Raw genomic sequence first — 21558 nt, 5'->3', positions numbered from 1 at the left:
TAGCTACACCGTCGGCAACACCGAGAACGCCTCGCCTGCCCGGCGCAAGTTCAGCTCATCGACGTCGGCCGTCTCGCTGGTGACGCTGTCGACGCGCGAGGACGGCGGGCCGTGGCGGCACAGCGCCACCATGTCGGCGACGTGCTTCGGCGGCCCTGCGAACAGCGCTTCGACACTGCCGTCGCGGCGGTTGCGGACCCAGCCTTCGAGACCGCAGGTCGTCGCCTGATGCTCGAGCCAGGCACGATAGCCGACGCCCTGCACGCGGCCGCGGATCATGACCTGGAGGATCGCCTGGCTCATTTTGTCAGTCCGAGGACAAGGGCGCTGCGCGCCTTGACGTCGGCCTCGCGCGTGAGCCGGCTGGTCAAGTCCGACGACGGAAGGCCTTTGAGATTCTTGGGCGCAGTGCCGTCGCGCAGCGCCTTCTGCGTCTCGTAGACCGCCTGCGTTGCGGCCGCGATCGGCGCATGGCCCTGAAGTGCGATGCGCACGCGCTGGCCAGCGAGGTATTCGAGCACGTTCAACTCCTCCGGCGCGCCGCCGAGCACGATCGGCAGGCGCGTGGCGGATGCGATGGCCTCGAGCTCGGCGCGCGACTTGATGCCGGTGAAGAACAGAGCGTCGACGCCGGCAGCTTCATAGGCCCTGGCGCGGCGGATCGCATCCTCGATCGAGGTGATCGAGGCCGCACCGGTGCGGCCCATGATGACGAGCGAGGGATCACCGCGGCCGTCGAGTGCCGCCTTCATCTTGCCGACGCCCTCCTCCAGCGAGATCAGCTGCGTCTTCGCTTCGCCGAAGCCAGCCGGCAGCAGCGTGTCCTCGATGGTGAGGCCGGCGGCACCCGCCGTCTCCAGCTCCTGCACCGTGCGGCGCACGTTGAGCGCGTTGCCATAGCCGTGATCGGCATCGACCAGCACCGGAAGTCCCGCCGCACGCGACATCCGCCGCATCTGCTCGGCAAGCTCGGTGAGCGTGATCAGCGTGATGTCGGGGTCGCCGAGCACCGCGAGCGAAGCCACCGAGCCGCCGAACATGCCGAGCGGAAAACCGAGATCCTCTGCGATGCGGATCGAGATGGCGTCGTAGACCGAGCCGGGATGGACGCAAATCCCGCCCGACAGGATCGAGCGCAGTTTTTCGCGGCGGGAACGAAAGGCCATGGTGATGTCTCTGTTAGGTCACGGAGGCCGCAGCATACTCCGTCATTGCGAGCGAAGCGAAGCAATCCAGAAATGCATCCGCAGAGACAGACTGGATTGCTTCGTCGCGGAGCCTGTCATAGGGCCGCGCTTCGGGCGGACCCGGTGGCTCCTCGCAATGACGTTACGCAAATTCCAAAATCAGCGCGTCCACCGCGAGCGTCGCGCCGGCGCTGGCGTGGATCTTCTTCACCGTGCCGTCCTGCTCGGCGCGCAGAACGTTCTGCATCTTCATGGCTTCAACCACCGCGAGCGTCTCGCCGGCCTTGACTTCCTGCCCTTCGGTCACCGCGATCGAGACCACGAGGCCGGGCATCGGACAAAGCAGCTTCTTGCCGGTGTCGGCAGCCGTGGTCACCGGCATCAGCCGCGCCGAGGCAGCTTCCGCTTCGGTCCAGACATAGACCGGCACCTCGACGCCCTGATGCGCAAGGCGGATGCCGTTCGCGATCGGGCGCACCTGCACCGCCACGACGTGGCCGTCGATGCTGCCCTGCCAGACCGGATCGCCCGGCTTCCACGCCGACTGCAACAGATGCGGATTGCCGGCCTTGCCGTCGGCATCGACGAAACGCACCGCGACCGCCTCGCCCTCGCGCGCGACCTCCAGCAGGATCTCCTGGCGGTCGAGCCAGACCGCACGGCGACGCTCGCGTTGCACGATGCGGCCGCCCATCTGACCCGAGATCTGCCGCTTGCGCTCGCCCAGCACGTGATCGATGGCGGCGCCAACCGCGGCAAGCCGCCGTGCGACCTCGCCCTCCGGCACGCGCACGGCAAAGCCCTTGGGGAATTCCTCGGCGATGAAGCCGGTCGAAAGCCGGCCTTCGCGCCAGCGCGGATGATGCATCAGTGCCGACAGGAACGGGATGTTGTGGCGGATACCGTCCACATAGAACGAGTCCAGCGCGGTGGCCTGCGCCTCGATCGCGGCAGCGCGCGACGGCGCGTGGGTGACGAGCTTGGCGATCATCGGATCGTAATGGATCGAGATTTCGCCGCCCTCCTGCACGCCGGTGTCGTTGCGCACGGTGATGCCGTCCTGGCTCGCTTCCGCCGGCGGTCGGTATTTCACCAGGCGCCCGATCGAGGGCAGGAAGTTGCGGAACGGGTCTTCGGCGTAGAGGCGCGACTCCACTGCCCAGCCCGTCAGCGTGACGTCCTTCTGCGTGATCGCGAGCTTCTCGCCGGCGGCGACGCGGAGCATCTGCTCGACGAGGTCGACGCCGGTGACGAGCTCGGTGACGGGATGCTCGACCTGCAGGCGCGTGTTCATCTCCAGGAAGTAGAAGCTCTTGTCCTGACCCGCGACGAATTCGACGGTGCCGGCAGAATCGTAATTCACGGCCTTGGCGAGCGCGACCGCCTGCTCGCCCATCTTGCGGCGGGTGGCTTCGTCGAGCAGCGGCGACGGCGCTTCCTCGATGACCTTCTGGTTGCGGCGCTGGATCGAGCATTCGCGCTCGCCGAGATAGATCACGTTGCCGTGCTTGTCGCCCAGCAGCTGGATCTCGATATGGCGGGGGTCGACGATGAACTTTTCAATGAAGACCCGGTCGTCGCCGAACGAGGCCTTGGCCTCGGCCTTGGCGAGGTTGAAACCCTCTGCGACCTCGGAGGTCGAATGCGCGATGCGCATGCCCTTGCCGCCGCCGCCGGCGGAGGCCTTGATCATCACGGGATAACCGATCTCGTCGGCGATCTTGACCGCGTGCGTGGCGTCCTCGATGACGCCGAGATAGCCGGGCACGGTCGAGACTTTCGCCTTCGCGGCGGCCTTCTTGGATTCGATCTTGTCGCCCATCGCCGCGATCGCGCCCGGGTTGGGGCCGATGAAGACGATGCCGGCCGCCTCCAGCGCGCGCGGAAACGCCTCACGCTCGGACAGGAAGCCGTAACCGGGATGCACGGCCTCGGCGCCGGTCTTGCGGCAGGCCTCTACGATCTTCTCGATCACCAGATAGCTCTCGGCCGCAGCCGGCGGGCCGATCAGCACGGCCTCGTCGGCCATCTCGACATGGAGGGCGTCGCGGTCGGCCTCGGAATAGACCGCGACCGTCTGAACTCCCATGCGGCGAGCGGTCTTGATGACCCGGCAGGCGATTTCGCCGCGATTGGCGATCAGAATGCGTTTGAACATGCTTTTCTTGAGTCTCGACCTTGGGCGGGACCCTTCCCTGGCCGTTGGAGCCTATGGGACGGGCCGTGTGGCTCCCGTGGTACATCAAAATAGGCCGGAGGCAACGGTCAAAATCCGGGTCCTCTGGCGTACCAGCGCGAGACCAAAGCTAGACCGAAACGGGCCTGGCGGGCCCCTGGGCGGCCTACGGCTTCCCGGCCTTGCCCACATTCCGGACCAGGCCGTGAATGAAGCCGAGCTTCTCGACGACGACCGGCGAGAGGATGAACGGATAGAGGTCGCGCATGCCCATGGCGCGGTTGACGCTGTTCATGGCGAAGGTGAAGGGCAGCCATGCGTTGACGATCGCCTCGACTTCCCTTGCTTCGTAAGGGTTGAAGCGGATGCGCGTCGTCAACTCCCCGTCGCGATCGACCTTGGGGCGCACCTCCATGCCAAACTCGCTGGCCATCTCCAGGGTGTCGACGATGTGAAGATAGTGCGCCCAGGTCTCGGCGAAATCCTCCCACGGATGCGTCGTCGCGTAGGCAGAAACGTAGTTCTGCTGCCAGTCCGGCGGGGCGCCTTCGGCATAGTGGCGCTGCAAGGCCTGGCCGTAATCGGCGGAATCGTCGCCGAACACGGCACGGCATTCGTCCAGCTTGCCGCCGTCGCGCACCAGCACGTCCCAGAAATAGTGCCCGACCTCGTGGCGGAAATGCCCGAGCAGCGTCCGGTAGGGCTCGCCCATCTCCAGCCTGCGCCGCTCGCGCTCGATGTCGTCGGCCTCGGTCAGGGCGATCGTGATCAGGCCGTTGTCGTGACCGGTCAGGACCTTCTGCCCGCTCTGCGGATCGTCGGCGAGGAAATTGAAGATCAGGCCATGTTCGGGATTGTCCTGCCGGGTCTGGAGCGGCAGCTTCCAGCGGATCAGGGAATAGAACAGCCGGTGCTTCGCCATCTCCAGCTCGCGCCAGCCGGCGAGTTGCGCCGGATCCGACAAGTCCGGCACGACGCCGTTATGGCGGCAGGCGCGGCAATAGCCGGTGGTATCACCCGCGTCCGTCAGCCAGTTGCAGGCATCATGCTCGGCATTGCTGCACAGCATGCGGCTTTCGCCCTTGGTCGCCAGCGTCTTCCAGGCCTCTCCGTCGGGCTCGATCGCCGACATCGTCTCCTTCTCCGGCAGGAACGCGACGCGGTGGCCGCAGCGCTCGCAGGCGCGGTTCTCGAAATAGATGACGTTGCCGCAGGCCTGGCAGACAAAAAGCTTCAAGATTTAGCCTCTTCGGAAAGCAAGTTTTTATGAATGAAAGTTGCGGCGCCTCGCGGATACGCGCGCGGAGGGCTCATCGTTCCAAGGTTCGGAACAAATAGCCAGACCCGGCGTTCTTTCATGCCCACCACACTGCATTCGGCGACGTCTTTCCTTCCATATACCCTTTGGGCAATGGCCATCACGCTTCGTCTGTGTGAATATCCGTCCGCCACGTGCGCTCTCGCATCACCCCGGCCAACGCCTTGAACGATCCTTTGCCCGAGACCATCGCCGCCGAAAGGCTGCGCCAGCACCTGGAAGACGTCGCGCGCGAGCGCGACAACGCCTATCGCGCGCTCCAGGAACGCGAAGCTGAGCTTGCGCGCATCCAGCGCATCGGCAAGGTCGGCGGTCTCGAAGTCGACTTCCGCGAAGGCTTCAAGAACCGCCGTTCGCCGGAATATCTGATGCTCCACGGCCTGCCGCCGGAAGCCGCCGACGAGTCGCACGAGGACTGGATCAATCGCATTCATCCGGACGACCGGGACGCTACGGTGAAGCACTTCATCGATGCGCTGTCCGGCAGCAGCGAGGACTACACCGCCGAATACCGCATCATCCGTCCCAGCGACAGCGAGACCCGCTGGATCCGAGTCGTCGCCAAGATCGAGCGCGACGGTGGCGGCCGTGCCCTCCGCCTCGTCGGCGCCCATATCGACGTCACCGACCAGATGCTGGTGCGCGAGACCCTGCGCGAGAGCGAGGAGCGCTTCCGGCTGATCGCCGACAGCGCGCCGGTGCCGATCTGGGTCACCAAGCTCGACCGCACGCGGTCCTTCGCCAACCAGGCCTATGTCGATTTCGTCGGCCTGCCCTATGACCAGGCCATCTCCTTCGACTGGCGCAAGGTGCTGCATCCGGACGACCTGCCGCATGTGCTGCAGCAGTCCGTCCAGGGTGAAGCATCGCTCAAGCCGTTCGTGCTGGAAGCCCGCTACAAGAACGCCGACGGCGAATGGCGCTGGCTGCGTTCGGAATCGCAGCCGCGCTGGGACCCGACCGGCAGGCATATCGGCTTCATCGGCGTGGCCCATGACATCACGGTGGCCAAGCAGGCCGAAATCGAGCTGCGGCAGCTCAACGAGACGCTGGAAGAGCGCATCGTCGAGCGCACCGCCGAGCTCGAATCCAACGAGGCGCGGCTGCGCGCGATCCTGGAGACCAGCAACCAATACCAGGGCCTCGTCAATCTCAGGGGCGAGCTGCTTTACGCCAACACGACCGTGCTCGACGCCATCAAGGCGAGCCCTGCGGACGTGATTGGAAAGCCGTTGTGGCAGACGCCCTGGTTCAGCACGACGGAGGGCATGAATGCGCGGGTGCGCGAGGCCTTCGACACCGTGCTCAAGGGCGAAGCCGTGCGGCTGGAGATGCGCCTGCGCCTTCCCATCGGCGAGCGCGATTTCGAGTTCGGCATGCGCCCGGTGCTCGACCGCCACGGCAACATCACCGGCGCAGTGCCCGAGGCAGTCGACATCACCGAGCGCCGCCGCGGCGAGGAAGCGTTGCGGCAATCGCAAAAGATGGAGGCGATCGGCCAGCTCACCGGCGGCGTCGCGCACGACTTCAACAATCTGCTCACCATCATCCGCTCGGCCACCGATTTCCTGCGCCGCCGCGAGCTGCCGGAGGAGCGCCGCCGCCGCTATGTCGATGCCATCTCCGACACCGTCGAACGTGCCTCCAAGCTGACCGCCCAGTTGCTGGCGTTTGCGCGCCGGCAGCCGCTGAAACCGCAGATCTTCAACGTCGGCAGCCAGGTTGAAGGCGTCGCGCAACTGGTCCGGCCGCTGGTCGGTGGCCGCATTGAAATCGCGGTGGAGGTTCACGATGGCGACTGCTTCACGGTCGCCGATATCGCGCAATTCGAGACCGCGCTGATCAACCTCGCCATCAACGCCCGCGACGCGATGGACGGCGAAGGCCGTCTCACCATTGCGGTCCGCAAAGTCCAGGGCATCCCTAACCTGCGCGCGCAATCGGCGCGCGGCGGCGACTATGTCGCGATCTCGGTCGCCGACACTGGCAGCGGTATCGCGCCCGAAAACATCGAGGCGATCTTCGAGCCGTTCTTCACCACCAAGGAGGTCGGCAAGGGCACCGGCCTCGGCCTGAGCCAGGCCTTCGGTTTCGCAAAGCAGTCCGAGGGCGACATCGCCGTGACGAGCACGCATGGTGAAGGCGCTACCTTCACCATCTATCTGCCGCGGGCGCAAAGCCCCGCGACAGCTCAGGAAGCCGCGGCGCTGACCTATGAGGCCGCGGCCACCGGCCGCGGCTATCGCGTGCTCGTGGTGGAAGACGACGACGAGGTCGGCCGCTTCTCCACGGAGCTGCTGGAAGACCTCGGCTATGTCGTCCGCCGCGCCGCCAACGCCAATGCGGCGCTCGCCATCCTCGGCGAGAACGAGTTCGCCGTCGACCTCGTCTTCTCGGACGTCATCATGCCCGGCATGAACGGCGTCGAGCTCGCCGGCATCATCCGCGAACGCTATCCAGGCCTGCCCGTCGTGCTCACCTCTGGTTACAGCAACGTTCTCGCCGAGAACGCCGATCGCGGATTCGAGCTGATCCAGAAGCCGTATTCGGTGGAATTGCTGTCGCGCATCCTGCGCAAGGCGATCACGGCAAAGCCATCGGTGACGCGGTGAGTGTAAATCCAAGAACGCTACGTCATCCCGGCGCAGGCCGGGACGACGGCGGGATGTTAGGGTGCGGTTGCCCGCATAACGACCGCTGAATGGCATCCCATCGGATATTCATCGGCTGAAACTCGGCCCCACCACGCTGGCGCCGGCGCGGTGCTGCCGGCAATCGACTTTTGAGGAGCCCTCCGATGCGCGGAACCAGGGCGGCATCACAACGGTTGCTGCCGGGGTGAATTTGAGCCTTGATCGAGGGACCGATGTCGAGCCAGAATCGCGATCAAGGCCCCGATCAGGCGAGGCGTGCCGGCCGCGCGTTGGATGCAGCGAATTTTTTCTCGCCGACGTCCGCGACGGGCTCGGGCCTTATCTCGCCGTCTATGTAGCGGTGGGACGAGGCGCGCATCGGCCTCGTCATGTCGATTGCGACGATCGCGGGCATCGTGGCGCAGACGCCGGCCGGCGCGCCGGTCGATGCGACGCGGTCCAAGCGGCTGGTGATGGTGATCGCCGCGATTATGGTCACGATCGCCTCGCTGTCGCTGCCGTTGTTTCCCGGCTTCATGCCGGTCGCGATCTCCCAAGGCATCGCGCAGGCCGCCGCCGTGGTGTTTCCGCCGGCGATCGCCGCGGTCTCGCTCGGCATCTTCGGCCATGCCGCCTTCACCCGGCGGATCGGCCGCAACGAGACGCTCAATCACGCCGGCAATGCTGTCGCGGCCGGGCTCGCAGGTCTCTCCGCCTATTGGTTCGGACCGACTGTCGTGTTCTACCTTCTCGGCGCCATGGCGATCGCGAGCCTCGTCAGCATCCTCGCAATCCCCGCCCGCGCCATCGATGACGATCTTGCCCGCGGGCTCGACGACGCCGATGCGGACGAGCAGCCTGAACGTGCCTGCGCTCTCAGCGTACTCCTGACATGCCGTCCTCTGCTGGTGTTTGCGATCTGCGTCCTGCTCTTTCATCTCTCCAACGCCGCGATGCTGCCGCTGGTCGGCCAAAAGCTCGCCTTGCAAGACAAGAACATGGGCACCAGCCTGATGTCGGCCTGCATCGTCGCGGCGCAATTGGTGATGGTGCCGTTCGCGATGCTGGTGGGCGCGAAGGCCGACCGCTGGGGCCACAAGCGCTTCTTCCTAGCCGCGCTCCTGATCCTGCCGCTCCGGGGAGCGCTCTACACGCTTTCGGACAATCCGTTCTGGCTGGTCGGCGTGCAGCTTCTCGACGGCTTCGGCGCCGGCATTTTTGGCGCGATCTTTCCCGTCATCGTCGCCGACCTCATGCGCAACACCGGCCGGTTCAACGTCGCGCAAGGCGCCATCATCACCGCCCAGAGCATCGGGGCGGCGCTGTCGAAGACGCTCGCCGGCTTTGTCGTGGTTGGCGCGGGCTACAGTGCGGCCTTCATCACGCTTGGCGCGGTGGCCGCAATCGGCGCCGCCGTCTGTTTTGTCGCGCTACCCGAGACGCGGCAAATCGCAGATGGCGGTCCGCGCCCCCGGGGGAAGACAGCGGCGGTGGCTTCGGCTATCGCTGCCGAATGAACCGACACATCTCAAGGATCGACCGTGCCGTCTGACGCCATCCTGGCCTGGAGCATCATCGTCGCCGCGACCGCAGGCGTCATCATACGGCCCTTTCGCCTGCCGGAGGCGATCTGGGCCGTTATCGGCGCCGGCGCACTGGTGCTGCTCGGCTTGCTGCCGTGGCGGGATGCGCTCACGGGCATCGAGAAAGGCGTCGATGTCTATCTTTTCCTGATCGGCATGATGCTGATCGCCGAGCTGGCGCGGCTCGAAGGCCTGTTCGACTATCTCGCAGCGCTCGCCGTGGAATATGCAGGCGGCTCGCCGCAGCGGCTGTTCCTGCTGATCTACATCGTCGGCACGCTCGTCACCGTGCTGCTCTCGAACGACGCCACCGCGATCGTGCTGACGCCCGCCGTCTATGCCGCGACGCGCGCGGCCGGCGCCAAGCCGCTGCCTTATCTGTTCGTCTGCGCCTTCATCGCCAACGCCGCAAGCTTCGTGTTGCCGATCTCCAACCCGGCCAATCTCGTCGTGTTCGGGGCGCATATGCCCGAGCTCACCGAATGGCTGCGCCTGTTCGCCCTGCCCTCGGCGGCCTCGATCCTGCTGACCTATGTCGTGCTGCGGCTGACCCAGCACCGCGCCCTGAAGGAAGAGACGATCGCGCGCAGCGTGCCGCATCCAAAGCTCGGCCGCGGCGGCAAGCTGACGGCCATCGGCATCGTGGCGATCGGCATCGTGCTGGTCACCGCCTCCGCGCTGGACAAGCAATTGGGCCTGCCGACCTTCGTCTGCGGCGTGGCGACGGCCGCCATCGTGCTGCTGCTCAGCCGGCAATCGCCGCTACCCGTGCTGCGCGGCGTCTCCTGGAGCGTACTACCGCTGGTCGGCGGGCTGTTCGTGATGGTGGAAGCGCTGATCAAGACCGGCGTGATCGGGCAGCTCAGCGCGCTGCTGCACGAAGCCGTCGGTCAATCCGTGACGAAGGCGGCCTGGAGCGTCGGCATCGCCAGCGCGATCGCCGACAACATCGCCAACAATCTTCCCGTCGGCCTCGTTGCAGGCTCAGTCGCCGCCAGCGATCATTTGCCCGCGCCGGTCGTGAGCGCCATCCTGATCGGCGTCGATCTCGGGCCTAATTTGTCGGTGACCGGTTCGCTCGCGACCATCCTGTGGCTGGTGGCGCTGCGGCGGGAGAAGATCGAAGTCGGCGCCTGGCCGTTCCTGAAGCTCGGACTGCTGGTGACGCCGCCCGCTCTGATCGCGGCATTGGCTGCCGCGATCAGGTAGTTGCGAGATCAGTCGTTCTCGTAGCCGTAGACTTCCGGCAGGATGAAGATCGCGGCGAGCAATCCGATCAGCGGGAAGATCGCGACCATCAGCGTCGCATTCGCCTGCCCGATCGCAGCGAACACCGTCGGGAACAGGAAGATCGCCAGGAACGACGGCAGCTTCACGAACATGTAGGCGAAGCCGCTGGCGGTGCCGCGATATTTCGGCTTGGCGACCATAGTCGGGATCGTCATGCAGTTCGACGCATCCCAATAATGGCCCCACAGCATCGCGGCAGCCGCGAACGGCAGCAGGATCTTGTTGTCGGTGTAGAGCGCGAAGGCGGCGACCAGCAGCGAGACCAGCACGATCGAGAAGCCCGCGATCGAGATACCGCGATGGCCGATCTTCGGCGTCAGCAGCGGACCGACCCAGCCCGATACGGCGGCGAAGGAGAACAGCGCCATCGTCACCAGATTGATGCCGAGCACGCTCGACACGCCGACCATCACAAAGAGCACCGGCAGATAGAACGCGAAGGTCGAGAACTCGCTAGCTTGCGCGAAGCAGGCGATCCAGCCGTAGATCGTGGCGCGCCAGCGGATCGGATCCTTCTTGAGGTCGGCGAGGAATGCGCGGGTGGAGACCTTGGGCACCTCCACGTCATGGTCCGGCAGCATGGCGAGATCGTCGTTGAACATCTCGCGCGCCACCTGCTTGGCCTCGCGGTAGCGTCCCTTCTGCACCAGCCACACCGCCGTCTCGGGCACGTCGTGCCGCATGATCAGGATGATCAGCGCCGGCAGCGCGCCGAGGCCGAGCGTCACCCGCCACAGCGTCTCGTGGTGAATGTCGAGCAGCAGGAAGATCACGATGACGCCGATCGTCAGGACTTCGCCGACCGCGAACATGAACTGCCAGCGGTTGCCCATGACTTCGCGCTCACCCTTGGCCATGGATTCCATGATGTAGGTGTAGCCGGTCGAGATGTCCGAACCGAGCGGAATGCCGAGCAGGAAGCGGATCACGACGAGCCAGCCGACGCTGGGCACGAAGGCCTGCGCCAGCGCCAGCACGATGAACAATACCATCGTCACCAGGAACATGACGCGGCGGCCGATCTTGTCGGAGAGCCAGCCGCCGAGCAGTGCGCCGATCATGGCGCCGCCTTGCGTACCGGCCGCGGCCAGGCCCAGCATCAGCGGATCGGGATTGAACTGCTCCTTGATGAAGATCAGCACGAAGGCGATCGAATAGAGGTCCCAGGCTTCGACCAGGATCGAGGCCATCATCAGCCAGCCGACCTTGTTGCCCTTGGGACTGTAGTTCGTGATGAGATAGCGGACCGCGGCTTCGCTCGCGGTCGGTTGTGGCATCGCCATCGTCGACATCTTTGGTCCTCTCTTCAAAACTCTCTTACGTGCCAAGCAGCGGCTCGATGCTGCAATCGAGCAGGCGCGGGTCGATCCCGACCTCCATGCCGGTGAACATCTCGCCCATGTAGTCGATCAGTGCATCGCTCGCCTTCACCGCGTCCTCGACACGACGATTGGCAACCGCATTAAGAATAGCCAGATGATGATCGATTGTTCCTGACAGCTCGGCCTGTCCCGGCATGAACCGGTGGTGGATGTAGCCGATGCGCCGGTACAGCGTGTGCAACGGGCGCAGCGTGTGCACCAGAAACGGTTCGCCTGCCGCCTCCAGCACCAGCGCGTCGATGCGGCGGTCGATATGATTGAACTCGTCGAGGGTCAGACTGGCGCGGCGCTCGCGCAAAAGTCGCTCGATGTGCAGCGCCTGATTGCGGTGCGAGAGGCTGGCGCGATCGGCCGCAAGCCGGATCACGAAGCGCTCCATGTCGCGGCGCAAGGCCAGCAGCATGCGTTCGCGTGCCAGATCGATCGGCGCAATGCGCAGACCGTGGCGCGGACGGATGATGATCAATGTATCGGCGGAGAGACGATTGACGGCGTGATGCACCGGCGTACGGCCGAACCCGGTGATGTGCTGCAATTCCAGCATCGTCATGAACTGGCCGGGCTTGAGCTCGCAATGGACGAGCAGCTCTTCGATCCTCTGATAAGCGAGCTCGAAGAAGTTGAGACGGTTGCGCCGGGAGGGCTTGCCCTCGCCGTCGTCGTTCCTCACCACCTCGAGCGCGCGCTTGCGCGTTGCCATGTCGTCTCTCCCCTCGGCCCGCGCCGTCGTTGCAGAGCGGCGCCTAGTTGGTGATATCCCTAAAACATGTTGTGATATATTACAAGCGAGCGTAAGACTCCGCGCGTGCCCGCACCATGCTGCGGTGCAGAATGACAACAAGACGGCGCTGCGCGCGCCTGCGATGGGAGGAGTATTGCCGTGAAGATCACGTCGATCGAGACGCTGCGCACCGAAGAATTCTCCAACGTCATCTGGGTGCGCGTCCACACCGACACGGGCATGATCGGTCTCGGCGAAACCTTCTACGGCGCCGGCGCAGTTGAAGCCCAGATCCACGACACCTTTGCCGGCCGCCTGCTCGGCCGCAATCCGCTGCACATCGAAGCGATCCATCGCGACATGCTGAACCTGCCGATGGCGCAGTCGTCCACCGGCGTCGAATATCGCGCGGCTTCGGCAATCGACATCGCGCTTTGGGACCTGTTCGGCAAGGTCTGCAATCAGCCGGTACACCAGATGCTCGGCGGCCTCTGCCGCGACAAGCAGCGCATCTACAACACCTGCGCCGGCACCCAATATGTCCGCTCCACCAATATCAGCCCGGTCGCGAATTGGAATCTCGGTGGCTCCAAGGGGCCCTACGAAGACCTCGACGGCTTCATGAACAACGCCGATGCGCTCGCCGAAAACCTGCTGGAGAGCGGCATCTCCGCCATGAAGATCTGGCCGTTCGATCCCGCGGCGCAGGAGAACAAGGGTCTCTACATCTCCGCCGCGCAGATGAAGCAGGCGATCGAGCCGTTCGAGAAGATCCGAAAAGCGGTCGGCGACAAGATGGAGATCATGGTCGAGCTTCACTCGCTCTGGAACCTGCCGACCGCCAAACAGATCGCGCGCGCGCTCGAGCCCTACAAGCCAACCTGGTACGAAGACCCGATCCGGATGAACTCGCCGCAGGCGCTGGCCGAATACGCCCGCTGCACCGACGTTTGGGTCTGCGCCAGCGAGACGCTCGGCTCGCGCTTTCCCTACAAGGACATGCTCGACCGCGACGCCATGCACGTGGTGATGGCGGATCTGTGCTGGACCGGCGGCCTCACCGAAGGCCGCAAGATCGCGGCGATGGCCGAGACCTATCACCGGCCCTTCGCGCCGCACGACTGCATCGGCCCGATCGGCTTCATCGCCGCCATCCACATGTCGTTCAGCCAGCCCAACACGCTGATCCAGGAATCGGTGCGCGCCTTCTACAAGGGCTGGTACAATGAGCTCGTGACCACCATGCCCACGATCAAGGACGGTTTTGTCTATCCGATGGAAGGCCCCGGGCTGGGCGTCGACCTTCTGCCCGCCGTATTCGACCGCTCCGATCTGACCGTGCGCCGTTCCAACGTCTGAGGATCTTTTGAGATGAGCACCGCCCTCTTCGACCTTTCCGGCCGCACCGCGCTCGTGACCGGCTCCTCCCGCGGCCTCGGCCGCGCCATCGCCGAAGGCATGGCCAAGGCCGGCGCCAGGCTGATCATCAACGGCGTCGATCCCAAGCGCGTCGAGCAGGCCGTCGCCGAGTTTCGCGCCGCCGGCCACCAGGCCGAAGGCGCCGCCTTCAACGTCACCGACGAGCCCGCGATCGTCGCCGCTTTCAACGACTTCGACAACAAGGGCATCGCCGTCGACATCCTCGTCAACAATGCCGGCATCCAGCACCGCAAGCCGCTGGTGGAGTTCACCACCGACGAGTGGCGCAAGGTGATCGAGACCAACCTCACCAGCGCCTTCGTGATCGGCCGCGAGGCGGCCAAGCGCATGATCCCGCGCAAGCACGGCAAGATCATCAATATCGGCTCGCTCGGCAGCGAGCTCGCGCGTCCCACGATTGCGCCCTACACCGCTGCCAAGGGCGGCATCAAGAACCTGACCCGCTCGATGGCGGTGGAATGGGCCCAGCACGGCATCCAGGCCAACGCGATCGGCCCCGGCTACATGCTGACCGACATGAACGAGGCGCTGGTCAACAATACCGATTTCAACAATTGGCTGATGGGCCGCGTCCCCTCCAAGCGCTGGGGCCGACCGGACGAGCTGGTGGGCGCAGCGATCTTCCTGGCGTCGGATGCCTCGACCTATGTCAACGGCCAGATCATCTATGTCGATGGCGGCATGATCGCTGCGATGTGAGCCGCGAAACGCTGAGGGAGCCAACCATGCGCGCCGTCGTCATCCACGCACCGAAAGATCTGCGGATCGATAGCTATCCGGATGCAGCGCCCGGTCGGGGTGAAGTCCGCGTCAAGATCGCGAACGGCGGCATCTGCGGGTCCGATCTGCACTACTATCATCACGGCGGCTTTGGTGTCGTGCGCATCCAGCAGCCGATGGCGCTGGGGCACGAGATCGCCGGCGTGGTCGCAGCCATCGGTGACGGCGTCGCGAACGTGAAGCCGGGCACCCGCGTCGCGGTCAATCCCAGCAAGCCGTGCGGCCAGTGCCTGCATTGCCAGGAGGGTATGCGCAACCAGTGCCTCGACATGCGCTTCCTCGGCAGCGCGATGCGCTTTCCCCATGTGCAGGGCGGCTTTCGCGAATTCATCACGGTCGATGCGGCGCAGGCCATTCCGATCGCCGACAAGCTGTCGCTGGCGGAAGCCGCGGTCGCCGAACCGCTCGCGGTGTGCCTGCATGCCGGCAAGCAGGCCGGGCCCCTGCTCGGCAAGCGCGTGCTGATCACCGGCTGCGGCCCGATCGGCGCGCTGATGATTTTGGTCTCACGCTTCGGCGGCGCCGCCGAGATCGTCGTGACAGATGTTGCCGACGCGCCGCTTGCCGTCGCCAGGAAGCTTGGCGCCACTCACGCCATCAATGTCGCGGCCGATGCCATGGCGCTCGATCCCTGGCGGACCGGTAAAGGTGTGTTCGATACTCTGTTCGAAGCCTCGGGCAACCAGGCCGCACTGCGCACCGCACTCGACGTGCTGAGGCCCGGTGCCATACTGGTGCAGCTCGGCCTCGGCGGCGAGATGACGCTGCCGATCAACTCCATCGTCGCCAAGGAATTGCAGCTGCGCGGCACCTTCCGCTTCGATCCCGAGTTCGAGCTGGCGGTGCGGCTGATGGGTGACGGCCTGATCGACGTGAAGCCGCTGATCACGGCGACCATGCCGTTCGAGAACGCGGTCGCAGCGTTCGAGCTCGCCAGCGACCGCTCGCAGTCGATGAAGGTGCAGCTGACGTTCTGAGCGAGGACCGCTGCTATTGGATCTCGATCAACCGGTCGCTGACCAGCCGCACCGCGCCTCGTTTCCACGAATAGTCCGCGCCCAGGCGCAGGCCGCTGTCGCCGCGTGCGAGCACCGCGCCGGTCCTGGCGTCGCGCACCTGGAAGCCCAGCGTGTATTCGGTGCGGCTGACCCGCCGCACCACGCCGATCAGCGATTGGTCCGCGCCGAGCTTCTGCGCAATCGCCGCCTCGCAGCCGTCGCAGTCGCGCAACGCACGCGCCTTCAGCGCCTCGCCGCCGACATCGACGATGCGGTAACGGCCGGATTGACCCAGCGCCTCGCGCACGCTGCCGGTGACCTCGGCCAGATATGACGCATCCGATGTGGCCGGCGCGCCAGCCGAAGCGGCGGTCGTATCCTCTAGCTCGAAATCGAAGACGGCCATGGCAATCGGCGCAGGCGTGGCGAGCGCGGCCATGATCTCGCGCGACACGAAGATCTCGGCGCGCTCCCATGATTCATCATTGTCGCCCCGGAAGGTGTAGAGCTTGTCCATCACGACCTTCCTGCCGCCGACGTCGATCACGGCGATCTTGGCCCATTGCACCAGCGTGCTCGTCTTCTGGATGCCGCCGATCACCTTGAACGCCGCGCCGTCCTGGGCCGACGGCACGAGCCGGTAGCGCCGATCTCCGCCGATATCTTGCCGGAGCGCGGCCATGAAGGCCGCCAGCCGTCGCTCGTGGGCGGCGGTCTGGTTGGCGGGCTCTGCTGACGTATCGGTATAACTGAAATCGTCCATGGCGATGCCGATGGCGGTCTCGGCGCCGGCCAGCGCATAAGACACCGGAAGGACGACGAGGAGACAGACTGAGAGGATCAACCGGCGCAGGTGCATAATGTGCCTCGTATGACGGAGCGGCGCGCCAATCTGGACGGCGCAATCAGGACATGCAGCGGTGCCGGTCCCGGCGATGGCCGGGAAAATTTCACGACGGTGCACCGCACTGGCGCCTGGCGGCTTTGCGCCGGATGCGTTCTGCCGTTTAATGCGGACGCGACAAACCCGTTCGCACCAGGTGCCTGCCGATGTGGAACCGCCCGAGGTTCGATCTCAAAGTCCGTCTGACGTTGCGCGTGGCCGCGATATCGGCCGCCTGCTTCGCCGCCATCTCCGCTTATTTCCTGATTACGGCCGACCGCGCGGCGCATGCGCGCCTCGACGATATCGCCGCCATCGTGGCCAAGACGCTGGAGCTGCAGCAGGGCAAGATCCAGTGGGTCGCGAGCCCGCGCTCGGACTTTCCCAACCTCGACCCCGTTTCGGCTTATGTGATGACGCCCGGCCTGTGCCTGGCGTTCCGCGGCACCAGCGGCGACGTCCTCCAGCGCTTCTGCAGCGGCGCGCCCGTTCCGGCGAACCCGCCGCCGCAAGCCTTCGCGGCCTTCTATCGCGGCTTGTTCGATCCCGGCCGAGAAGCGGCACGGCCTGTGATCGTGCGCGGGACGAAGCTCGGCGAGGCCGTGGTCTCGGTCGAGCCGGCCGTGCAGACCGCGGAGGCTTGGCACGAGGCCGGCCGCCTGATGCTCGCGCTCGCGATCGCGCTGCCGCTGCTCTGCGCGCTGGTCTACGCCGCGCTGGCACGCGCGCTGCGCCCCACCCGCATGATCCGCACCGGCCTCGAGCGGATTGCCGCCAACGACCTCACCACGCGGCTGCCGCCGTTCGACCTCGCCGAGCTCTCCGCGATCCGCGACGGCTTCAACCATCTCGCCGAAAGCCTCGAGACCGCGCTTGCCGAACGCAGCGAGCTGACGCGGAAGCTGATTGCGCTCCAGGACGAGGAGCGCCGCCATCTCGCGCGCGAGCTGCATGACGAGTTCGGCCAATCGCTCGCCGCCATCCGCGCGCTCGCCTCCTCCGCCCGCCAGACCGCCGCACAAGAGTGTCCCTCCCTGCTTGGCGAATGCGACGGCATCGCGCGGACCGCAACCGGCATGATGGAGACGTTGCGCGGCACACTGTTCCGGCTGCGGCCACCCGATGTCGAGGAGCTCGGGCTCGTTGCCAGCCTCGAAGGCCTCGTCGCGGGCTGGAACGGGCGCAGCCGCGGCGAGACGCGCTTCTCGATCCGGTTCGACGGCGCATTCGAGACCCTGCCGGCCACGATCAGCGCCAGCCTCTACCGGATCGTGCAGGAGGCGCTCACCAATGCCGCCAAGCATGCCGTCGCCACACGAGTCAGCCTGGAATTGACGATGGGGGCGAGCGAGATCGCGCTTGCGATCGACGATGACGGACGCGCGACCGATTCCGTCGCGAAATCGGGAATGGGCCTGCTCGGCATGCGCGAGCGCGTCGCGGCTTTGCGCGGCCAATTGAGCTTCGAGGCCTCGCCGAACGGCGGCTCCGCACTGCGCGTGGTCATTCCGCTCGCCGCCGATCGGCCGCCGCTGGAGCACGCCGCATGAGCGCGGCCGACGCCACCATTCTGCTGGTCGACGACCATTCCGTCGTCCGCGAGGGCTACCGCTCCGTGCTCCAGAAGCAGCCGGGACTACGCGTCATCGCCGAAGCCGCCGACGGCGCGGAGGCCTACCGTCTCTACAAATCGGAGGCGCCCGACCTCGTCATCATGGATCTGAGCATGCCCGGCATCGGCGGCATCGAGGCGGTCCGGCGCATCAGGCAGTGGGACAAGGGCGCGAGAATCCTCGTCTTCACCATGCATGAAAACGCCGGCTTTGCCGTGCAGGCGATCCGCGCCGGCGCCAGAGGCTACGTCACCAAGACCAGTCCACCAGAGACGCTGGTGCGCGCCGTGATGGACGTGCTCGCCGGCAAGATCGCGATCAGCCCCGACATCGACCATGAGCTCGCGCTGAGCCGGCTGGCCGGGGAAAGTTCTGCCGCCGACGTCCTCACGCCGCGTGAGTTCGAGGTGCTGCGGCTGCTGCTCGCCGAGAACACGACAGAGGAGATCGCGGAGACACTCCATGTCAGCCCCAAGACGGTGGCGAACCTGCATTCTCTGATCAAGGACAAGCTCGGTGTCGGCTCCGACATCGAGCTGGTCCGGCTGGCGCTGCGCCAGGGCATCTTGACGGAGGTCGATCTCGGCGAGGCCTGATCGCTCAGGCCAGATAGCGCGTGAGATAGCCTTCCATCGCGTAGAGCGCACAGAGCGCGAGGCTCGACCACACGGCGACGGTGAAATACAGGAACATCCAGGTCAGCTCGCCCTTCCAGTGCGCGATGTCGTGGGTCACGACCCAGCGGGTCGAAACGTCATGCAAGCCTTCGAGGAAGCCGAGCAACCTGTTGCCCTCTTCATGCCCTGCCCGCCAGCGGCTGAGATACATCGGCACGTCGACGGTGACGAGGAAGGCCAGGAAGCAGGCGATGCCGACGATGCCGGCAATCAGCGCCCACCGCACCGGCCCCTGGAATTCCGGCATCAGCCGGCACAGCGCGATGCCCGCGAGGAAGAATGTCACGGCCCAAAGCGAGTTCTCGATCGCGTTGAAGAGGAAGTTGGTCGTCACCACCGCATACCAGGAGAAGCACTCCGCGATGATGATGATCGGCACGATCACCCACGCGATGTTCACGACCGTCTCGGCGCCCGTCATGGTCCCGAGTTGATGCAGGATGACCGCCCATTGCGCGGCGAAGCACAGTTCGGCCACGGTCGCGACCGTGCGGCCGACGAAGACGCTGGAGAGCCAGGTGTCGAACAGGCAGATGCGCTGCACGTCGGCGCGCGGCAGGAAGGAACGGAAGGCGCAGCCGAAGACATAGCCGGCGCAGAGCAGGAACATCAGCCCGATGTCGGAGCCACTACTGAGGCTGCCGGAGGGCGTCGGCGAGAACGCGCGGTACAGCATGAACCAGACGAGAATGTTGGCAGCACTGACCAGCGTCAGGGACCCCCACCACCACGCGAGGGGATTCGTCCGCGCCTGCCACTGCAACATGAATCGCTCCGATGTAATCGATATGACATTCAGTCGTAATAAACCTGTCACAACAAGCCACGGAATCGCGACGAAAATCTGTGCGCGGCGGAGCCCTTCGCGCACATTTTATCCCCGCCGGCAAAGCCGCTCCGCGTCCGGATAGTGGACATAACCGCATATTTTCTGAATCTATTGGACAACGGGCGAGACCGGGTTCATTAAGCCCGCATGACCAGAACCGCGTCCAAACCGATCCGCGCCTCCTCGTCCGCCGCCGCCGTGCTGGCGGACAGCGTCGATGACGCTGCGTTCGCGACGACGCTGGCAAAAGGTCTCGTGGTGCTCGAAGCGTTCAAGGCGGGGGCGACGCAGCTCGGCAACATGGAGCTGTCGACGCTGACCGGGATTCCGCGCCCGACGGTGCCGCGACTGACTCATACGCTCGCCGAGCTCGGCTACCTCCGCTACGATGCCGAACGCGCCAAATATCGCGTCGGCGCGCGTGCACTTCGCATGGCGCATCCGCTGCTCGCCGACATGCAGTTCCGCCAGGTCGCGCGTCCGATGATGCAGGAGCTGGCACAAAGCGTGCGCGGCACGGTCTCGATCGGCCTGCTCGATGCGACCTCCATGATCTATGTCGAGACCGCGCGCTCCGGCGACGTCGGCCCGCACGTCCCCGACATCGGCATGCCCATTTCCGTGGTGATGACGGCGATGGGCCGTGCCGCGGCGGCGACCTTGCCGCAGGCCGATGCCGCGTTGCTCGAAGAGCGCATTGCAAGCGAGGATACCGAGCTGTGGTCGGCCTTCCGCGAGACATACCGCGCCGGCCTCGCACAATGCGCCAGCCGCGGCTTCTGCACCTGCTTCGGCGAGTACATCGCCTCGATCCATGCGGTCGCGGCGCCGCTGTTTCATGCGCGTGAGGCGAAGCAGGCCTTTTCGATCAATTGCGGCATTCCCGCATTCCGGCTCCAGCCCGGCCAGCTGGAGGGCGAGATCGGCCCGCGCATTGCCGCCCTTGCCGACAGCATCCGCACCATGATTGGGGCGGCGCCGCCCACCGAAACACAAAAGCAAAACAAGAAGAGCGCCAAGCGATGAACAAGGCAATCGGCGCTCCGCCACCGGGAGGCCACCATGACCGTCACACGGCGAACATTTTTGGGCACCCTCGCCCTTTCGCTATCCGGACTTCCATTTACTGCACGCGCTGAGGACGCCTGGCCGTCGCGTATGGTGCGGCTGATCTCGCCTTACGGGCCCGGCGGCTCCAACGACATCTCGCTGCGGCTGCTGGCCGAAGAGTTCGGCCGCAACCTGCACCAGCAGTTTATCGTCGAAAACAAGCCGGGCGCCGGCACGCGCATCGCCAACGACACGGTCGCGCATGCGCCGGGCGATGGCTACACACTTCTCTATGTCGCGGCCCCCTACGCCACCGCCGAAGCGCTGTTCGGCAAGCTGACCTATGAGCGTAAGGATCTGCAGCCGGTCGCGATGGCGGTGATCGCGCCGCTGTTCCTGATCATCAGCGCGGACGCGCCGTTCAAGACGCTTCCCGAATTGATCGCCTACGGCAAATCGAAGCCGGATGGCCTGACCTTCGCCTCGCCCGGTGCCGGCTCGCAGCCACATCTTGCCGGCGAACTCCTGTTCAGGGATGCCGGTGTCAAGGGGCTCAACATCCCCTTCCGTGGCGATGCCGCGTCCTACACCGAGCTGCTCGCCGGCCGCGTCGATGCCACGCTGACGGCGCTGCCGACCGCACTGCCTTACATCCAGAGCGGCAAGTTCATTGTGCTCGGCGTTGCATCGGCCGAACGCAGCGCGCTCTATCCGCAGGCGCCGACCTTGCGCGAGCAGGGTTTTCCCAACGTGGCTGCGGCCGGCTGGTACGGCTTCATGGCGCCTTCGACGACGCCGCGCGCCATCATCGACAAGCTGCAGGCCGAAGTGCTGCGCGCGCTGGCCGAGCCGGCGATCAAGGACAAGCTGACTGCCCAGGGCCTCGAAGTGCGCGCCGGCACCGCGGCCGAATTCGGCCAGTTCATCGACAACGAAACAAAAAAGTGGACCCGGCTGATCCGCGAGGCCGGCCTCAAGGGCGAGTGACAGTCACGAAC

Annotated in this window: 17 protein-coding genes and 1 pseudogene; 10 read left to right on the top strand and 8 right to left on the bottom strand. The window is 65.6% G+C overall.

The annotated features are described in order from the left end of the window. Window positions 1–3: 3 nt before the first annotated feature. The 4 genes from IVB41_RS30855 to IVB41_RS30840 form a co-directional block, all read right to left on the bottom strand. Window positions 4–303, bottom strand: coding sequence for an acylphosphatase (locus tag IVB41_RS30855; protein ID WP_247396934.1), 300 nt, complete (start codon window positions 301–303; stop codon window positions 4–6). Continuing rightward, complete coding sequence (locus tag IVB41_RS30850; protein ID WP_247437993.1) at window positions 300–1166, bottom strand: oxaloacetate decarboxylase; 867 nt, start codon at window positions 1164–1166, stop codon at window positions 300–302. Before IVB41_RS30850 ends, IVB41_RS30855 begins: the two co-directional genes overlap by 4 nt. A gap of 163 nt (window positions 1167–1329) precedes the next feature. Further along, window positions 1330–3345, bottom strand: a complete 2016-nt coding sequence (locus IVB41_RS30845) for an acetyl/propionyl/methylcrotonyl-CoA carboxylase subunit alpha (protein WP_247437991.1) — start codon at window positions 3343–3345, stop codon at window positions 1330–1332. Window positions 3346–3529: 184 nt separating this feature from the next. Then, window positions 3530–4600, bottom strand: coding sequence for a putative zinc-binding metallopeptidase (locus tag IVB41_RS30840; protein ID WP_247437989.1), 1071 nt, complete (start codon window positions 4598–4600; stop codon window positions 3530–3532). Window positions 4601–4815: 215 nt separating this feature from the next. Here IVB41_RS30840 and IVB41_RS30835 point away from each other — a divergent pair, with 215 nt between their 5' ends. The 3 genes and pseudogenes from IVB41_RS30835 (at window position 4816) to IVB41_RS30825 (ending at window position 10106) form a co-directional block, all read left to right on the top strand. Beyond that, a complete protein-coding gene (locus tag IVB41_RS30835; protein WP_247437987.1) occupies window positions 4816–7293 on the top strand; it encodes a PAS domain S-box protein in 2478 nt (825 codons plus the stop codon). A 254-nt stretch (window positions 7294–7547) separates the two neighbouring features. Further along, window positions 7548–8831, top strand: a pseudogene (locus IVB41_RS30830) (MFS transporter). 24 nt (window positions 8832–8855) lie between these two features. Then, window positions 8856–10106 (top strand): arsenic transporter, encoded by a 1251-nt coding sequence (locus IVB41_RS30825; protein ID WP_247396900.1) that lies wholly within the window; start codon window positions 8856–8858, stop codon window positions 10104–10106. Between the two features lie 8 nt (window positions 10107–10114). Here the strand turns inward: IVB41_RS30825 and IVB41_RS30820 are convergent, their stop codons facing one another. Then, complete coding sequence (locus tag IVB41_RS30820; RefSeq protein ID WP_027567411.1) at window positions 10115–11479, bottom strand: MFS transporter; 1365 nt, start codon at window positions 11477–11479, stop codon at window positions 10115–10117. A 25-nt stretch (window positions 11480–11504) separates the two neighbouring features. Next, window positions 11505–12269: a GntR family transcriptional regulator gene (locus IVB41_RS30815; protein ID WP_027567412.1), complete on the bottom strand. Its 765-nt coding sequence runs from the start codon at window positions 12267–12269 to the stop codon at window positions 11505–11507. Window positions 12270–12449: 180 nt separating this feature from the next. Between IVB41_RS30815 and IVB41_RS30810 the strand changes: the two genes are divergently transcribed. The 3 genes from IVB41_RS30810 to IVB41_RS30800 are packed head-to-tail and all read left to right on the top strand — an operon-like array spanning window position 12450 to window position 15487. Then, entirely contained in the window at window positions 12450–13649 is a 1200-nt protein-coding gene (locus IVB41_RS30810; protein ID WP_007603145.1) for a mandelate racemase/muconate lactonizing enzyme family protein, read from the top strand. A 12-nt stretch (window positions 13650–13661) separates the two neighbouring features. Continuing rightward, complete coding sequence (locus tag IVB41_RS30805) at window positions 13662–14429, top strand: SDR family oxidoreductase (RefSeq protein WP_247286955.1); 768 nt, start codon at window positions 13662–13664, stop codon at window positions 14427–14429. Window positions 14430–14455: 26 nt separating this feature from the next. Beyond that, entirely contained in the window at window positions 14456–15487 is a 1032-nt protein-coding gene (locus IVB41_RS30800) for an L-idonate 5-dehydrogenase (protein WP_247437982.1), read from the top strand. Window positions 15488–15500: 13 nt separating this feature from the next. On the opposite strand, the gene IVB41_RS30795 is transcribed toward IVB41_RS30800, so the two are convergent. Continuing rightward, window positions 15501–16367 carry a DUF3280 domain-containing protein gene (locus tag IVB41_RS30795; RefSeq protein WP_247286957.1) on the bottom strand — a complete coding sequence of 289 codons (867 nt, stop codon included), beginning with the start codon at window positions 16365–16367 and terminating at the stop codon, window positions 15501–15503. A 191-nt stretch (window positions 16368–16558) separates the two neighbouring features. On the opposite strand from IVB41_RS30795, the gene IVB41_RS30790 reads away from it, so the two are divergent. After that, the gene (locus IVB41_RS30790; RefSeq protein WP_247286958.1) at window positions 16559–17941 is read left to right on the top strand and encodes a HAMP domain-containing sensor histidine kinase; all 1383 of its coding nucleotides are present in this window, start codon (window positions 16559–16561) and stop codon (window positions 17939–17941) included. Further along, window positions 17938–18600, top strand: a complete 663-nt coding sequence (locus tag IVB41_RS30785; protein WP_027518509.1) for a response regulator transcription factor — start codon at window positions 17938–17940, stop codon at window positions 18598–18600. The genes IVB41_RS30790 and IVB41_RS30785 overlap by 4 nt, the downstream gene beginning before the upstream one ends. A gap of 4 nt (window positions 18601–18604) precedes the next feature. Here the strand turns inward: IVB41_RS30785 and IVB41_RS30780 are convergent, their stop codons facing one another. Then, window positions 18605–19447 carry a hypothetical protein gene (locus tag IVB41_RS30780; protein WP_247437980.1) on the bottom strand — a complete coding sequence of 281 codons (843 nt, stop codon included), beginning with the start codon at window positions 19445–19447 and terminating at the stop codon, window positions 18605–18607. 210 nt (window positions 19448–19657) lie between these two features. Here IVB41_RS30780 and IVB41_RS30775 point away from each other — a divergent pair, with 210 nt between their 5' ends. Next, entirely contained in the window at window positions 19658–20536 is an 879-nt protein-coding gene (locus tag IVB41_RS30775) for an IclR family transcriptional regulator (protein ID WP_247437978.1), read from the top strand. A 36-nt stretch (window positions 20537–20572) separates the two neighbouring features. Next, window positions 20573–21547: a tripartite tricarboxylate transporter substrate binding protein gene (locus IVB41_RS30770; protein ID WP_247437966.1), complete on the top strand. Its 975-nt coding sequence runs from the start codon at window positions 20573–20575 to the stop codon at window positions 21545–21547. The last annotated feature ends 11 nt before the right edge of the window (window positions 21548–21558 follow it).

Source organism: Bradyrhizobium sp. 44 (assembly GCF_023073095.1).
Lineage (GTDB): Bacteria > Pseudomonadota > Alphaproteobacteria > Rhizobiales > Xanthobacteraceae > Bradyrhizobium.
The sequence above is the reverse complement of the archived record's forward strand: the minus strand, read 5'-3'. Positions and strand labels throughout refer to the sequence as shown.

Bases quoted from the DNA above. Each gene is read 5' to 3' on its own strand.
- IVB41_RS30855 (WP_247396934.1), bottom strand. From the start codon at position 303: ATGAGCCAGGCGATCCTCCAGGTCATGATCCGCGGCCGCGTGCAGGGC.
- IVB41_RS30850 (WP_247437993.1), bottom strand. From the start codon at position 1,166: ATGGCCTTTCGTTCCCGCCGCGAAAAACTGCGCTCGATCCTGTCGGGC.
- IVB41_RS30845 (WP_247437991.1), bottom strand. From the start codon at position 3,345: ATGTTCAAACGCATTCTGATCGCCAATCGCGGCGAAATCGCCTGCCGG.
- IVB41_RS30820 (WP_027567411.1), bottom strand. From the start codon at position 11,479: ATGTCGACGATGGCGATGCCACAACCGACCGCGAGCGAAGCCGCGGTC.
- IVB41_RS30815 (WP_027567412.1), bottom strand. From the start codon at position 12,269: ATGGCAACGCGCAAGCGCGCGCTCGAGGTGGTGAGGAACGACGACGGC.
- IVB41_RS30805 (WP_247286955.1), top strand. From the start codon at position 13,662: ATGAGCACCGCCCTCTTCGACCTTTCCGGCCGCACCGCGCTCGTGACC.
- IVB41_RS30800 (WP_247437982.1), top strand. From the start codon at position 14,456: ATGCGCGCCGTCGTCATCCACGCACCGAAAGATCTGCGGATCGATAGC.
- IVB41_RS30795 (WP_247286957.1), bottom strand. From the start codon at position 16,367: ATGCACCTGCGCCGGTTGATCCTCTCAGTCTGTCTCCTCGTCGTCCTT.
- IVB41_RS30790 (WP_247286958.1), top strand. From the start codon at position 16,559: ATGTGGAACCGCCCGAGGTTCGATCTCAAAGTCCGTCTGACGTTGCGC.
- IVB41_RS30785 (WP_027518509.1), top strand. From the start codon at position 17,938: ATGAGCGCGGCCGACGCCACCATTCTGCTGGTCGACGACCATTCCGTC.
- IVB41_RS30780 (WP_247437980.1), bottom strand. From the start codon at position 19,447: ATGTTGCAGTGGCAGGCGCGGACGAATCCCCTCGCGTGGTGGTGGGGG.
- IVB41_RS30775 (WP_247437978.1), top strand. From the start codon at position 19,658: ATGACCAGAACCGCGTCCAAACCGATCCGCGCCTCCTCGTCCGCCGCC.
- IVB41_RS30770 (WP_247437966.1), top strand. From the start codon at position 20,573: ATGACCGTCACACGGCGAACATTTTTGGGCACCCTCGCCCTTTCGCTA.